The 14,972-nt window shown below is 41.0% G+C and carries 14 protein-coding genes; 7 read left to right on the top strand and 7 right to left on the bottom strand.

The genetic code is table 11. The annotated features are described in order from the left end of the window. Window positions 1-5: 5 nt before the first annotated feature. Together BLV55_RS11990 and BLV55_RS11985 are read right to left on the bottom strand one after the other, a co-directional pair. On the bottom strand, window positions 6-437 hold the full coding sequence (locus BLV55_RS11990; RefSeq protein WP_093314774.1) for a threonine/serine exporter family protein: 432 nt from the start codon (window positions 435-437) through the stop codon (window positions 6-8). Next, a complete protein-coding gene (locus BLV55_RS11985) occupies window positions 434-1,213 on the bottom strand; it encodes a threonine/serine exporter family protein (RefSeq protein WP_093314772.1) in 780 nt (259 codons plus the stop codon). The genes BLV55_RS11990 and BLV55_RS11985 overlap by 4 nt, the downstream gene beginning before the upstream one ends. A 273-nt stretch (window positions 1,214-1,486) precedes the next feature. Here BLV55_RS11985 and BLV55_RS11980 point away from each other — a divergent pair, with 273 nt between their 5' ends. From BLV55_RS11980 to BLV55_RS11955, 6 genes are all read left to right on the top strand, one after another. Next, window positions 1,487-3,289 carry a GTP-binding protein gene (locus BLV55_RS11980; RefSeq protein ID WP_093314770.1) on the top strand — a complete coding sequence of 601 codons (1,803 nt, stop codon included), beginning with the start codon at window positions 1,487-1,489 and terminating at the stop codon, window positions 3,287-3,289. A 69-nt stretch (window positions 3,290-3,358) separates the two neighbouring features. Then, window positions 3,359-4,027, top strand: coding sequence for a corrinoid protein (locus BLV55_RS11975; RefSeq protein WP_330386619.1), 669 nt, complete (start codon window positions 3,359-3,361; stop codon window positions 4,025-4,027). 34 nt (window positions 4,028-4,061) lie between these two features. Then, window positions 4,062-5,078, top strand: coding sequence for a uroporphyrinogen decarboxylase family protein (locus tag BLV55_RS11970; protein WP_093314768.1), 1,017 nt, complete (start codon window positions 4,062-4,064; stop codon window positions 5,076-5,078). A gap of 1 nt (window position 5,079) precedes the next feature. Continuing rightward, entirely contained in the window at window positions 5,080-6,882 is a 1,803-nt protein-coding gene (locus BLV55_RS11965; RefSeq protein ID WP_093314766.1) for an ASKHA domain-containing protein, read from the top strand. Between the two features lie 144 nt (window positions 6,883-7,026). After that, a complete protein-coding gene (locus BLV55_RS11960) occupies window positions 7,027-8,079 on the top strand; it encodes a uroporphyrinogen decarboxylase family protein (protein WP_242870119.1) in 1,053 nt (350 codons plus the stop codon). A 12-nt stretch (window positions 8,080-8,091) separates the two neighbouring features. After that, window positions 8,092-9,435 (top strand): Na+/H+ antiporter NhaC family protein, encoded by a 1,344-nt coding sequence (locus BLV55_RS11955; RefSeq protein WP_093314764.1) that lies wholly within the window; start codon window positions 8,092-8,094, stop codon window positions 9,433-9,435. Window positions 9,436-9,566: 131 nt separating this feature from the next. On the opposite strand, the gene BLV55_RS11950 is transcribed toward BLV55_RS11955, so the two are convergent. From BLV55_RS11950 to BLV55_RS11940, 3 genes are read right to left on the bottom strand one after another with little or no spacing between them, the layout of a single operon-like run. Beyond that, window positions 9,567-11,000 carry a flotillin family protein gene (locus tag BLV55_RS11950; protein WP_093314762.1) on the bottom strand — a complete coding sequence of 478 codons (1,434 nt, stop codon included), beginning with the start codon at window positions 10,998-11,000 and terminating at the stop codon, window positions 9,567-9,569. Window position 11,001: 1 nt separating this feature from the next. Next, a complete protein-coding gene (locus BLV55_RS11945) occupies window positions 11,002-11,613 on the bottom strand; it encodes a hypothetical protein (protein ID WP_093314760.1) in 612 nt (203 codons plus the stop codon). After that, window positions 11,610-11,969: a DUF6054 family protein gene (locus BLV55_RS11940; protein WP_093314758.1), complete on the bottom strand. Its 360-nt coding sequence runs from the start codon at window positions 11,967-11,969 to the stop codon at window positions 11,610-11,612. Before BLV55_RS11940 ends, BLV55_RS11945 begins: the two co-directional genes overlap by 4 nt. Before the next feature lie 274 nt (window positions 11,970-12,243). On the opposite strand from BLV55_RS11940, the gene BLV55_RS14875 reads away from it, so the two are divergent. Continuing rightward, a complete protein-coding gene (locus BLV55_RS14875) occupies window positions 12,244-12,378 on the top strand; it encodes a hypothetical protein (protein ID WP_278280036.1) in 135 nt (44 codons plus the stop codon). 487 nt (window positions 12,379-12,865) lie between these two features. On the opposite strand, the gene BLV55_RS14645 is transcribed toward BLV55_RS14875, so the two are convergent. Next, on the bottom strand, window positions 12,866-13,003 hold the full coding sequence (locus BLV55_RS14645) for a hypothetical protein (RefSeq protein ID WP_176968405.1): 138 nt from the start codon (window positions 13,001-13,003) through the stop codon (window positions 12,866-12,868). A gap of 249 nt (window positions 13,004-13,252) precedes the next feature. Beyond that, window positions 13,253-14,972, bottom strand: a 1,720-nt coding sequence (locus tag BLV55_RS11935) for a leucine-rich repeat domain-containing protein (RefSeq protein ID WP_093314756.1), incomplete at its 5' end; no start/stop codon positions are given.

The following is a 14,972-nucleotide window of genomic DNA, read 5'->3' as shown; positions in this document are numbered from 1 at the left end:
TTTTTTTATCCATGGCGCTTTTTTCGATAGGTATTGACAGAGAGAACGATGGTTAGAGCGGCAGCGATGAGGACGGCAATTAAAACAGCTTCCACGCCCTGTTGAATCGCTCTTTCGTAGTTTTGCTCTAAAAGGGAAAGCATTGTATAATAAACACCAAAGCCAGGAACTAAAGGAATAATGCCGGGCACCAGATATAAGGTGGCTGGTTGTTTTTCCATAACAGCAAAGAATTCACCCAGAACGGCAATGCCCATGGAGGCAATAAGGGTAGAAATAACAACGGACAGATTCAGCTGAACCATGGAATAATAAATGGCCCATCCCACGCCACCGCTGAAGCCAGCTTTTATAACAGAAGCTTTGGGAACATTAAAAAGTACGGCAAAACCTACAGAACACATAAATCCATAGATGAAATTAAGAAAATAAATCATAGGATCATCCTTTCAGCTAACCGCCATATCTGCAAAGAAGCACCTACTCCAAAAGCGATGGAAACAGCAATGATTACAGCTTCGGCGGCTCTTGCCAATCCGGAAAGTAGATCTCCCAGAATAGAATCACGAATAGCGTTAGTAATAGCAACTCCGGGAACCATAACCATAATGGCACCAATGATAATCTTATCAATATCAACGAGGGCAGAAAAAGAAGAGAAAAAGCTGGCGATGGTTGCTAATAAAAAGCCACCCAGAATATTAGCCAGGAAGACGGGCATTTTTGCTCTATTCAGGTTGGTTAAAAACCAAGTAATGATCAAACCGGTGACAAAAGCAAGGGAAGCTTCTAAAAGTGTAGCTTGAAACAGCAAGGCAAAAAAACCACTGATCACACCACCAAAAAAAGATCGGGTAGCAATGTGGTAGCTGGAACAATGGTCAATTTTTTTTAACTGATTCATTGCTTCTTCTATAGAAATATCTTGATTTACAAAAGCTCTGGAAAATTCATTTACCATAGCGACCTTATGAAGGTTGATGCTTCTTTCGTGAACCCTTTTTATATAAGAAGCCATTTTATCCTCCGTGTTTTTAGCATCAATACTAACAAAAATACCGGTAGGGATCACAAAGGTTTCTACATAAGAAAAGCCTCTGGAATAACAGAGCCTCGTAATGGTATCTTCCACCCGGTAGGTTTCAGCACCGTTCTTTAACATAATTTCTCCTGCATAAACAGCGATGATTAAAACTTGTTTTTTCGAGTTCATTCAAATTCTCTCCTTGTACCTCCTATTGTACAACCAGTGGGGGGGGACTGGCAAGAGGTGAGCTTATTATCATAACTTTCTGAAGTGGATTAAGACTGTTTTTTATGAGAGTAACCGTAAAAGAAAAAGATTCACATTGATATTATTAATGAGAGAAGAAAAAAAGATAAACAATCTTTATTGGAATACCAAAGGAGTTAAGTGGTACACTTAACGGTGGATTGATAAAACTCTATCTTTCCATAAGTAAAAAAGACTTAAAGGAGCTTTGAAATGAAAATAAGCATTGTATCTGGTTTCTTGGGTGCTGGAAAAACCACATTTTTGACAAAAATACTGCCTCTTGCGCAAGAAAAAGTAGGTATTATTGAAAATGAAGTTGGCGATGTCAGTATTGATGGATATGCATTTGAAAAAGACTTTCGCGTGACGGAGGTTTATGGTGGCTGTATTTGCTGTACCGTTGCGAAGGACCTGAAAAAGGCTGTTTTGTATCTAATGAAGGAAGAAAAAGTAGAACATATTTGGATAGAACCCTCTGGCATTGCTCATTTATCGGCTATTCTAAAAGCATTAAGCCGTATAGAAACACAATTAGAGATCGTTTTTGACTATCAGCCGGTGATTGTTTTAGTAGATGTCAAGGATTTTAATGATTACCATCAATCCATGGGAAGTTTTTATACCGATCAAATTCAACACGCTGATATCATTCTGCTAAGTCGGTTTTACAAGGAAAAACCAGAAGAGATGGATCAAATCATCGGAAAGCTTCGCCAGCATAATCTAGAAGCCTTCATGCTTCAGGAAGAGTGGTTAACCATGGAAAATGACTTGTTGGAAACCTTTCTAAGGGAAAATCAGCTAAGGACAAAGAAGACAGCCTCATCCCTGGACAGTGGGCAGGAAAACGTGGATAGTTCAGATGCGTTGGAAAAAACCACTCTTAAAAAGGCAAAACCTTTTACTCAAGAAGATTTGCGAGTGTTGGAATCAAAATTCATTGAAAAGGAATGGGGGGAGGTATGTCGGGCCAAAGGCTACTTACCCACACCAGAGGGAAAAACCATCCATTTTAATTATACGCCACAACGATTTCATTGGGAAATGAGAGAAGCTGTTATTCCTCCAGCGGTTACGTTGATTGGCACCTCCTTGGAAAAAGAAGCCATTCATACCTATTTCCATGAGAAAAAAATCTATGATTTTCCCTGTCAAAACAATGATATGGCTGGCCTTCCAGAACCAGTCATCCATGAATTAAACCTTTCTTTTCCCCAGGCTTATCAGGAAAGTGAAACCATGATGCACATTGCTTTATCCGTGAAAAAATATACAGGAAGCCCTCACTGTGAACTTCCCTTTTGCCATACTGTGGAAGGAGAAGCCCTTGGGGCGAGAATTCGATATGGAGATGAAACCGTTGGGACACGTAGTGGAGAAGCCGTATGCCGGAGCGCAGAAGACCTGTTAGCTTTGCCGCCTATGAATTTTACTCAAGGGAGAATATCGGAACTGTTACAAGCTTGTAACAAGCTGGCAGAGCAAAGAGAGCAGGTTATTCTTTACCTGTCAGGACCCCTTACTATTCTGAATACCCTTATGGATGCCCGGGTTTTATTTAAAGAACTGAAACGCAAACCAGATCAGATGAAAGCTGTTTTCGATTTTGTAAGAGGAGAAACCCTTCGGCTGATCCAAGAAGCTCAGAAAAATGGTGTGACTCTTTTTAGCTACGGAGATTCCGTTGGCGGTGCCAATATTATTGGTCCTCACTTGGCAGAAAAAATAGCTACCCAATACACCTACCCATTGATGAAAACCATCGACACTCAAGTGTTATCAGAAAACTCAATGATGATTTTATGTCCTAAAACCGCCTATGCCTTAGTAGGCACTGGATATGCCCAGTGGGAAGATTTTTTCCTATCAGCACCAATGCATTACAGTGAAGGATGCTTGGAGGCCGTATCCAGTTTTAACTTTGTGGGTCAAATGTGTATTAAAAACAGATCTTTTTACTTAGAGAATAGAATCTTGAAAGGACTTCGTCTGAAGGAATGTGGAGGATCATAGTAGTATGGAAAATGGCCTTTGAGTCCTGAGAACTTTCGATAATAGTTTAAGCCTGGGAGGATGAAAAAAGTGAGTAATCATATGGAATTATCAAAAGAAGCATTTCTAAAGAAATTATCAGATCATGTGGTTGAAATGGAAGAGGAAGAAGTAATAGAGACCTGTAAAGCCTATCTGGAGGCAGGATTTCCAGCCTTTGATGCCATTATGGAAGGTTTGGTAGACGGGATGAACCGCGCCAGCATCCTTTTTGATGAAGAAGAATATTTTGTAACAGACATATTACTTTGTTCCGATGCCATGTACGAAGGCTTGGAACTTTTACGACCCCATTTACCAGAAGAAACAGCCAATCAAATAAAGCATAAGGGAGTGATTGGGGTAGTGGAAGGCGATACCCATGATATAGGGAAAAATCTGGTGAAAATCATGCTGGAAACCGCAGGCTTTGATATGATAGATTTAGGCAGAGATGTCCCCTTGCAACAGTTTGTAGAAACAGCAAAACAAGAGAAAGCAACCTTTATCTGTATGTCGACCTTAATGACAACCACGATGCAGGGAATGAAAAGGGTTATTGAATTATTAGAAGAAGCTGGCATTCGGGATCAGGTCAAAGTGATTGTTGGTGGAGGCCCGCTTTCCAAAAAGTTTGCAGAGAGTATCGGTGCCGATGGGTATTCCACCAATGCGGTGGAAGCGGTGAAATTGATGAAAAGACTAATTCAAGTAGCTTGAAAGTAAGGTAGAAAATCAGAGAGGAGGTAGGACGGTGACACCTAAGAGTCGTTTAGAAGCTGTTTTAAGCAGAGAGCAAATAGACCGGCCTCCCTGTATTTGTCCAGGAGGTATGATGAACCTAGTAGTGAGCGACCTGTTAGAAAAAAGCAATAGTAACTTTATAGAAGCTCATCAGGATGCAAAGATGATGGCAGAAATTGCTGATGCGGTATACAAAGAAAACTGTTTTGAGAATTATGGCGTTCCCTTTTGTATGACGGTGGAAGCCGAAGAAATGGGTGCCCTAGTAGATTATGGTGACAATCACTGTGAACCCCATGTTACTCATTATGTGATTCAATCCGTTGACGACTGGCGGTCACTTCAAAGCTCAAAACCAGAAGGTGGCAGGTCGGAAGTGGTGCTAAAGGCTTTACAAATTTTAAAAGAAAAAAATCCAGAGGTGCCGCTGATTGGAAATATTACGGGCCCTATCAGTACAGCCAGTTCTGTGATGGAGCCGGTGGTATTTTACAAAGAATTACGGAAAAAGAATTCCAAGGCTCATGAAATGATGGCCTTTGTGACAGAAAAACTGACTCAATTTGCCCTTCATCAGGTGGAAGCTGGAGCAGATGTCATTGCAATTTCAGACCCCAGCGGTACGGGCGAAATCATGGGCCCAAAACTTTTCCAAGAGTTTACGGTTCCTTATCTGAACCAGTTGGTGCAGTCGATTCGAGACAAAGGAGCCGCCAGTATTGTTCATATTTGTGGTCAGATGAAACAAGTATACCCTCAAGTAGACCTGGTGAAGAGTGATGTCCTTAGTTTTGATTCGGTGGTGGCCATGAAGGATGCGAAAAAAAACCTGCCTGATAGGTTGGTGATGGGAAATGTCAGCACCTTTTCCATTGAATTTTCAACACCGGATAAAGTCATGAGCTTAACCCAAAATTGCCTTCGTTCCGGGGCGGATATAATCTCACCGGCTTGTGGCCTTGGCATGAACTCGCCACTGGAAAATGTCCAAGCTATGTTGAAAAGCCTTAAAGATGGTGGGCGATAGGATGCAAGAAATTTTAATTCAAAATCTCAATAGACGTATTAAAATGGATCCTCAAAAAAATCTCATGACACAGCTAATAGAACATCATATCTTTATCGATCATCCCTGCAATGGGAAAGGAACCTGCAGAAAGTGTCGAGTCCGACTGATAAAAGGTGACGTGACGGATTTAACGGAAACAGAAAAGCAGCATTTGTCCTCCAGAGAATTGACAGAAGGCATACGCCTAGCCTGTTTAATCTATCCTTTGTCGGAAATTACGGTAGAAACCTTAGGGAAAGAATCGACTTGTCAGGTGTTAACCCAAGGAGCATTACCAGAATTTGAATTTAATCCGTCAATAGAAAAAAAGAAAATACAGGTGCAACGACCAAGCTTAGAGAATCAAATGTCTATGGAAGAGAGCTTACTGAAGGCAGCAAAGGCACAAAGCCTTGACTGGGAGCTATTACAACAAGTGCCTTCTTATCAGGAAATACAAACCATCGTATGCCGCCATGGCCATTGCTACCAGTTGGAAAAAGGCGATACAGCGGACCAACTTTATGGTATTGCCGTGGATATAGGAACAACAACGATGGCGGTTTCCCTAGTGAATATCAGAACTGGTGCAGAGGTGGGTGTTACTTCTATGATCAATCCTCAGCATCGCTATGGTTCTGATGTGTTAACACGAATTACCTATCAAATTGAAAACCCGAAAACAGCCGTAGAGGAAATGCAAAAAACCCTTGTAGAAAAGCTGGAGGAATCCATTATCAATCTTTGTCAAACACTTCACATCAATCCAGCTTACCTATATGAAATGACCGTGGCGGCGAATACCACTATGCTACATACATTGCTGGGAATCAAGGCAGAATCTATTGGAATTTCTCCCTATGCACCTGCCTTTACAATGTCAAAAGAGTTGAAGGCAGCGGCTATTGGATTCCAAAAATTGCCGGCTATGAATATCTATTGTTTGCCCTCTGTTTCGGCTTATATAGGAGCGGACATTGTTGCAGGGGTTTTTTCATGTCAATTGCAGAAGAGAAAAGAAACTACTTTACTCATTGATATTGGTACCAATGGAGAAATGGTTTTGTCTCATGAGGGGAAATTAAGTGCTTGCTCCTGCGCTGCCGGACCGGCCTTGGAAGGCATGAATATCAGCAGCGGAATGAGGGCGGCTAAAGGAGCCATTGAAGATATTGAAATAGATTCTTCGGGAATCAAATTGAAAGTCATTGAAAATGCAGAACCGGTGGGGCTTTGCGGAAGCGGGATTCTAGCCGCTACGAAAGAATTGTTGCGGAGTGGGATGGTAAAGAAAAATGGTGCGTTTATTAAAAAAACAGAGCTGGAAGAAGAGCATCCTTTGTACCATCGACTTCAAGTCAATGGAAAAAAGCGGGAGTTTCTAATAGCCGACGGCAATCAACCCATTTATATTACCCAATCGGATATTCGGCAGGTTCAATTAGCCAAAGGGGCTCTTCTGTCAGGCTTCTATGCTCTTTTGGATCAGGCGGGAATTACCATGGATCAATTAGATGAAATCATTGTAGCTGGACAATTTGGGGCACATTTGTCAGCGGATCATTTAGTCAAAACTGGGATTTTGCCCAGAGAAACGAAGCATAAAATCAGCTATGGAGGCAACACTTCTAAGACCGGAGCTTACATGGCCTTGATGGCTGTTGATACACGAAAGGCAATGGAAAAACTAGCTCAGGAAATTCAATACAAAGAATTAAGCACCCATCCTAATTATGAAAAACTTTTCAGAGATTCTCTGGAATTTCCAAAGCTAGAAGATTAAAGGAAGAGGAAGAAGGACATCTATTACATTTCTCCATCAGGAAGGAAGATTTGATTCAGAATATTAATTTAACGAAAGGCGAGGCTTATGCTACAATTGGTATTTGGTGGCAGGACAACAAACAAATAAGAAAGGAGGGGTAGCATGAAGGAGGAAATGACACCGAAGGAACGAGTTGCTGCCTTTTCCAGAGGCGAAGCCATCGATCGGGTGATTACGGTTCCAGATATGGGGGTGACCATGACCCCTTTTCTTGGAATCAATGCAGACGATTACTATCATTCAGCTACCTTGATGGCGGAATTGGAAATTCAATTGTTTAAGAGACTCAGACACGACTCTGTCAGCATCTCCACCAGCCTTAGGGGGGTGGCAGAAGCCATGGGTGCACAGGTAGGGTATCCTAAAAACAATATTTCTTTCTTAAAAGCACCAGCCATTCAATCAGAAGAAGAAATTCATGGTTTAAAGCCGGCAGATCCGTTAAAAGATGGCAAACTACCTTTACTGATCAAGGCCATTGAATTAACACAAAATGCCATTGGTCATGAAGTGGATGTATCGGCGGCCATGTCAGGGCCCATTAGTGTGGCTGCTTCTATTATTGGTACCGAAACGTTACTGCGGTGGATGGTAAAAAAGCCGGAAGCTTTGCATGAAGTCATGGAAGTAGTGACGGAGTCGAATAATCGATACATCCAAGAAGTAGCCAAATTAGGGGTATCCATAGGCTTTGCAGATCCTGTGTCTTCAACGAGTTTAATGAGTCCCAAACAGTTTAGAGCTTTTTCGATTCCTTATTTGAAAAAGAATATCGATGAGATAAAAGAAAAAACAGGCGGGGCTCCAGGAATCCATATTTGTGGCAAAAGCAAACGGCTTTGGGAAGATGTAGTGCAGGCAGGAATTTCAAATTTTAGTATTGATAATGTGGAAGATCTGGAAGAAGCCAAAGAAATAATGGGGAAAGAGGTCATTATTACCGGAAATCTTCCACCAGTGGAGGTACTTCACTTTGGTTCAAAAGAAAAGATTTTTGAGTCCGTAAAGGAATGCATCCGAAAAGGCCACGATTCGCCGAAAGGATATATTTTAAGCACAGGATGTCAGATACCCATGAACACACCTATTGAAAAAATAGAAATGTTTATGGAAGCAGCCTGGCATTATGGGAAATATCCTATTCAAACAATTTAGGAGGACAATTAGATGAAAAACGACATCAATAAAGGTAGTTTTAGTGCCTTAGTGCCATTAATTGTATTTGTAATGGTATATTTGAGTGCAGGTATTATTTTGCAGATCGCTGGAGTGCCCATGGCTTTTTATCAGTTCCCAGCACCTATTGCAGCGGCTATTGGGGTGGTAGTGGCCTTTTTTATTATGAAAGGTTCTTTAGATGAGAAATTTGACCTTTTTGTGAAAGGCTGCGGTAGTGAAAACATCATTATTATGTGTCTGATTTATCTCTTGGCAGGTGCATTTTCTTCTGTAGCTGAAGCTATGGGAGGCGTAGCTTCAACGGTCAACTTAGGATTGACGCTGATTCCTGTTAATTTCATTGTAGCCGGTGTCTTTGTCATATCTGCTTTTATTGGAATTTCTACTGGAACATCCATGGGAACCGTTGTGGCGGTTGGACCTATTGCTGTATCACTGGCAGAAAAAGGTGGCCTTAATTTACCGATGGTCTTGGGTGCTTTAATTGGTGGGGCAATGCTGGGAGATAATTTATCGATTATTTCCGATACTACTATTGCGGCAACCAGAACCCAAGGGGTTTCGATGAAGGATAAGTTTAGAGCAAATGCAGGGTTTGTTTTCCCGGCTGCCATGGTTACCTTAGTGGTAATGCTTGTACTGGGAAGGCCGGATCAATTGCCAGAAGCGGAACAGTATCACTATCACCTCATAAAAATTCTGCCGTATTTATTTGTACTAGGAGCGGCCTTAAAAGGAATCAACGTTTTTGCCGTCCTCACCGGAGGCATTGTGATTGCAGGAGGAATTGGCTTATTTTATGGAGATTTTACAGGATTAAGCTTTGTGCAGACAACTTATGAAGGATTTACAGGAATGATCGATATTTTTCTTCTTTCTATGTTAACGGGTGGTCTGGCTCATATGGTTTCGGAAAAAGGTGGTCTGGAATGGATTATTTATAATATTCGTTCTAAAATCAAAGGGAAAAAAAGCGCCGAATTGGGTATTGGATGTCTGGCAGGCCTTACCAATATGGCCACAGCTAATAATACCGTAGCCATTTTAATTAGTGGTAAACTGGCAAAAGAAATATCAAATGAGTTTGATGTGGATCCTCGTCGGTCAGCTTCTTTGCTGGACGTATGCGCTTGTACGGTACAGGGCTTAATCCCTTATGGGGCCCAGTTGTTGGTAGTAGCAAGCTTTACGGATGGGCTGATCAGCCCGGTGGAAATTATTCCTTATAATTGGTATTTTGGGATTCTTTTATTTTTTATTGGGCTGTCTATCCTGACTCCTTTTGGAAAAGGATATATTCGAAAAGTGCCTTTCCAGCAACCAGAAGCCTAATTTTTTTGAATATCTCTATGGTTGTATAGAGGTGGAAGAAGCGTTTGCTCGTAATATAGGTGGACGATTACTTGTCAGGACATAAAGAGAGGACGCAATAAGCGTCCTCTCTTTATGTTACTTAAACAATCTTATTTTTCCTTGTTTTCTGTATCTTCATCCTGAATTGTTTCGTTGGAATTAACAGGTGATTCATGACTTTCTTTGTTTTGTAAAAGATAATTTGGCAGATCTAATCCGGCGCTGTTAAATACGTCCTGCAGAGGTGGTAACGACTGCATCATTCCTGATAAAAAGTTGGCAGTAGCTGGTTTGCCTCCATCTTTTCCGCCACCCATGTTATCCCAGACGGTTACTTTATCAATTTGTATTCCTTTAATAGCTTCTACTTGTATTTTCACCAGCTCTGGAAGTCGTTCTGCGATCATAAGCATTACGGCCTTTTCAGGAATGCCTCCTGCGGCTTCGACAAGTTTTTGGTAACCTTCGGCTTGTTTCTCAAGCATTTCTTTGGTTCCTTTAGCTTGTGCATCCATTTTACTGAAGATAGCGTCAGCTTCACCTCTAGCGGTTCTTCGTAACTCTTCGGCATGTGCTTCCGATTCAATTTCAAGTTTTTGTTTTTGAACTTCTGCATGAACAAGCACATCGGCTTCTTTTGTAGCTTTTTCTCTTTTAGCTCTGGATTTTTCAGCTTCTTCCTCAGCAGAGTAAGCTTCTTCCAATGCTTTTGCAGATTGAACCTTTTCGGCAGCACTTGCTTTTCTTTCTGCTTCCGCACTCTTCTCTCTTTTCTCTGCTTCAGAGTTAGCGACCGTAATTTTGGACTTATTCTCACCTTCAACAGCCGTAGCATCTGCTTCCGCTACTTTAACCCTCTGATCTCTTCTGGCTTGTGCTTCACCAATAGACCCATCTCTATCTTTTTCAGCAACACTCTTTTTGGCATCATTTACAGCCTTAGCAGCCGCTTCTTTTCCTAAAGCATGTATATATCCGGATTCATCGTTAATATCTGTTACGTTTACATTGATTAGACGAAGTCCTATCTTTTTAAGCTCTGTTTCCACATTGCTCGAAACAGCATCTAAAAATTTATCACGATCTGTGTTTATTTCCTCAATATCCATTGTTGCAATAACTAATCGCAATTGACCGAAAATAATATCTTTTGCTAATTCCTGGATTTCTGCAAGACCTAAACCTAGTAGACGTTCGGCTGCGTTTTGCATTACACCAGGTTCGGTTGAAATTCCCACTGTGAATCTTGAAGGGACATCCACCCTTATATTTTGTTTACTAAGAGCATTTTGAAGGTTTACTTCTATAGACAAAGGTGTAAGATCTAAAAATGCAGAACTCTGGATTAATGGCCATATAAAGGATGCCCCACCATGGATGCATTTTGAAGATCTGTTTTCGTCTCCGGCTTTTCCTACTTTACCATATACAACTAAAACTTTATCGGACGGACACTTTTTATACCTTGTAAAGAATGCAGCGATTGTCCCAAAGATAATTACTACAATAACCGTTAATAACACAACTCCTAATTGTGGACCCATTTTAATCATTCCTCCTGTTTAATTTTTCTACTAATAGAACACTACTACTTACAATATCAGTTACTACAACCATTGTTCCTCTTGGGATTATCTCCTCCTCATCTGTCATGGCATCTAATTCTCTTAAAGAATCTTGGAAGGTGATACTAACCTTTCCTACCCCTTTTTTTCCTGGTGGAATAGGCAGATATACTTCTCCGGTAGCACCTTTTGCTTTTTGTATGTTCATAGTGCCGTTATGAGCAAGTTTCGATATAGAGTAAAACAAACCCGACACAATCAGCAGGATAGCAGTACCAAGTACTGTGGACAAAAGGATAGTAGTGAATTGTCCAAGCCCAGCATGAGAAAAAGTAATTCCAGACCATCCGAATACGGCAAAAAAAGCAATGAAATTTCTCACAGTAAAATACTGTAATCCTGACTTGGAATCTCCTTCTTCAGTGATATCAATATCAATATCGATATCACTGTCGCCAATTTCGAAATCCATTTCACCACCAAGCCCTGCAAAAGTAGCGATTAGTTGAATTACTAGCAATACGGTAAAGGGTATGGCTAAATACCAATAAATCCTATCAAGTATCAAAGTTTCTGAAAAAGAATCTATCAAATGACCTCCTCCTTCGAAGTTTGATTTATTCGATTCAAGCTTTCTTTAACTATTGCTACCATTTCGCTTTCTATGCCCCAGTCGAAGTTGAAAATAGCCCCTTGTCCTCCCCCCGCTCCTATTGCAGAAACAAAAATATTCATTCCATCATCAACAATAGTCAAACTTAAGCTTGCCCTGCTTTTGTTTCGCATAAAAAACTTGTCATACACTCGGGTTACAATGTTAATATCTCCACAACTGTAAGTACTTGCATCCACCAAGTTCATGGAGATTCCATTACCACTAATATCATTTTCTAATTGTTGAAGCACTTCATCAAAATCACCTGTTAGTGTATGTTCGTATTTTGCCATGATGACCCTCCTTAATAAGTTGTATAACTTTTTTTCACAATCGCCACTTGAAGGCATCTATAATTGCCTATCTTTCAGCAAGATGGTGATTTTTTAATCAAAATGTGGTTTCTCACCAGGATTACCAAGAGTTTGCCCAGGTTTCCATCGGATAATGTGCCAGGGGAGTGTGTGATCGCAATTGTTCGCCCAGTGATTATGGTCGGGTCTTTTATACCTATGAAAAGGACAATCTGAGGTATTTAACAAGGTCCCCAGAAACACGGATGCTTGGATGATTGCTTATAAAGATCGTACCGGTGTGGAACAGATGAATAAAAGGCTTAAGTGTGATTATTCCCTGGAAGATAAGAAACGTCGTTCTTCGCGTGATCAGTTTTTTGAAGGGGTGCTGACCGCTTCTTGTTAAGGTTAGTTTAATAGCTTTGTTTTATCTAAAGGGATACTCAACAAGGGTTATAACAAATTTATTCTGATTTTGAACTGAGATTTCTATATCTAAACATGGAATTTTATGAGGCATTCTATAGTAAAGCAACAGAGAAAATTCATAAGGCAGTGATGAATTTTGCTAACTATATTAGTATGGCATAGCTTTTGTGGCTTGTCTGGACAATTTTTGTCATTTTTATTCACAATTTTTGTCGTGTTTGTGATCTTCTTTATATTTTTAGGGCTTACGGCTTATATTTTTCCTATATTTTCTTGTCGGAATTCACCTTCTGTTTTCTATGTAGCTATTGACGATTAAGAAGTTTTCATAAAGCGGTCTTGCCAGCCTCCTTTCGATACGGCCTTGGTGTTCATATTGGAATTTCTTTAATCTCAAGCTGTACTTGATGAAAATTCAGTTTTTCCATGTCTTTGGTCAGCTTTTGAATTTTCAACTGGGTATCTTACGCCTGTTCCAAGTTTTGTTGTCTTCTTTCCCGAAAAGAACCTGGGTATCGGCCATAATGCCTTCGGCGGTGCCAATACCGATTTTCCATTGTTTTTTTATCCGGTCGTTTCTGTTTGCTGTGGACAAAGTCCATTTACTCCGCCAGTCCTATAATGAGGACAGCTTTACACGAGTTGTGTGCATCAATCATGATTTATGAAGAAAATCTCTTTTGTAGAATATTGTGATTGCATTCAGATTCTTCAAACTCTAATTGTCTGTTTAGAAGGTGTTGTATTTCGCGGAGTGTTTGATATGTTTTCTTGTTGGAGGCTTATAAAAGAAACGCCCTCTGCTAAAGTAGCAAAAAGCGTTTCGGGAAGATGTTTAAATTTATAGCATATTACTGCGAGACAAACCTATTCCCATTCTCATTGGCATAGGTTTGAGCTGCAGATTTGATTGTGCCTTTGATGGTTAATTTGGATGGACTGGCTTGCCTGTTAACGAATGCTTCATAATCAATGTAGATGACGCTATCTGGGATCGTCACACTACTCAGTTGGTTGTTAGCAAATGCCTGATATCCAATGCTGGTGACACTATCAGGGATCGTTATACTACTCAGTTGGTTGTTAGCAAATGCCTGATATCCAATGCTGATGACACTATTCGGGATTGTAACGGAGGTAAGTTGGCTGCTAGTAAATGCACCATCGACAATTTTGGTGACGCCGTCTGGAATCACCAGCACACCTTGATTCCCATCAGTAATATGACCCCTTATTTCCGTTTCATCATCTCCATAGATCCAATAGTAAGGATGCCCGGCACCAAGACTCACGTCACTCTCATTCAGATCATTTCCGGCAAATGCCCTATCTCCAATACTAATGACGCTGTCCGGGATTGTAACGGAGGTAAGTTGGCTGCTAGTAAATGCCCTATCCCCTATGCTGGTGACGCCGTCTGGAATCACCAGCACACCTTGATTCCCACTAGTAATATGACCCTTAATTTTCGTTTCATCGTCTCCATAGATCCAATAGTAAGGATACCCAGCACCAAGACTTACGTCACTCTCATTCAGATCACTTCCGGAAAATGCCCTATCTCCAATGCGGGTAACGCTGTCTGGGATCGTCACGTTGTTAAGTTGGTTGTTAGCAAATGCTTGAGCCCCAATACTGATGACACTATCTGGGATCGTCACGCTGTTAAGTTGGTTGTTATAGAATGCCCTATTCCCAATGCTAGTGACGCTGTCTGGGATCGTCACGCTACTCAGCTGACTGTCGGCAAATGCCAAATTTCCAATTTTGGTGACGCCGTCTGGAATCACCAGCACACCTTGATTCCCACTAGTAATATGACCCTGTACTTCCGTTTTATCGTTTCTATAGACCCAGTAATAAGGATGGCCGTCTCCAAGAATGATATCACTTTCATTCAAATTGTTTCCGGCAAATGCCCTAATACCAATATTAGTAACGCTATCTGGGATCGTCACGCTGCTCAGTTGGTTGTTAGCGAATGCACTATAGCTAATCATGGTAACACTGTTTCCTATAGAGACGGAGGTCAGTTGGTTGTTATAGAATGCCCTATTCCCAATGCTAGTGATGCTGTCTGGTATCGTCACGTTGTTCAGTTGGTTGTTAGCGAAGACCTCAAAATCTATGATGGTGACGCTATTTCCTATGATGACGGAGGTCAGTTGGTTATCATAGAATGCAGCATAACCAATGTCTATAACGCTGTCTGGGATCGTTACGTCGCTCAGTTGGTTATTAGCGAACGCCAAGCAATTAATGTTGGTGACGCTATTTCCTATAGAGACGGAGGTGAGCTGGTTATCATAGAATGCAGCACAACCAATTCCGATAACGCTGTCTGGTATCGTCACACTGTTCAGCTGGTTGTTGTAGAATGCGCTCTCTCCAATTCTGGTAATACTGTTTCCTATAGAAACGGAGGTCAGTTGGTTGTTATAGAAAGCTCCATCTCCAATGCTAGTGATGCTGTCTGGGATCGTCACACTATTCAGCTGGTTGTTAGCGAATGCCTCAGACTCTATGATGGTAACACTTTCTGGGATTGTCACACTGCTCAGCTGGTTGTTA

The organism is Tindallia californiensis (genome assembly GCF_900107405.1).
GTDB lineage: Bacteria > Bacillota > Clostridia > Peptostreptococcales > Tindalliaceae > Tindallia > Tindallia californiensis.
The sequence above is the reverse complement of the archived record's forward strand: the minus strand, read 5'-3'. Positions and strand labels throughout refer to the sequence as shown.

Coding starts and splice junctions, on each gene's coding strand:
- BLV55_RS11950 (WP_093314762.1), bottom strand. CDS start 11,000: ATGGGTCCACAATTAGGAGTTGTGTTATTAACGGTTATTGTAGTAATT.
- BLV55_RS11985 (WP_093314772.1), bottom strand. CDS start 1,213: ATGAACTCGAAAAAACAAGTTTTAATCATCGCTGTTTATGCAGGAGAA.
- BLV55_RS11965 (WP_093314766.1), top strand. CDS start 5,080: ATGCAAGAAATTTTAATTCAAAATCTCAATAGACGTATTAAAATGGAT.
- BLV55_RS11940 (WP_093314758.1), bottom strand. CDS start 11,969: ATGGCAAAATACGAACATACACTAACAGGTGATTTTGATGAAGTGCTT.
- BLV55_RS11955 (WP_093314764.1), top strand. CDS start 8,092: ATGAAAAACGACATCAATAAAGGTAGTTTTAGTGCCTTAGTGCCATTA.
- BLV55_RS11980 (WP_093314770.1), top strand. CDS start 1,487: ATGAAAATAAGCATTGTATCTGGTTTCTTGGGTGCTGGAAAAACCACA.
- BLV55_RS14875 (WP_278280036.1), top strand. CDS start 12,244: ATGATTGCTTATAAAGATCGTACCGGTGTGGAACAGATGAATAAAAGG.
- BLV55_RS11960 (WP_242870119.1), top strand. CDS start 7,027: ATGAAGGAGGAAATGACACCGAAGGAACGAGTTGCTGCCTTTTCCAGA.
- BLV55_RS14645 (WP_176968405.1), bottom strand. CDS start 13,003: ATGGACTTTGTCCACAGCAAACAGAAACGACCGGATAAAAAAACAATG.
- BLV55_RS11990 (WP_093314774.1), bottom strand. CDS start 437: ATGATTTATTTTCTTAATTTCATCTATGGATTTATGTGTTCTGTAGGT.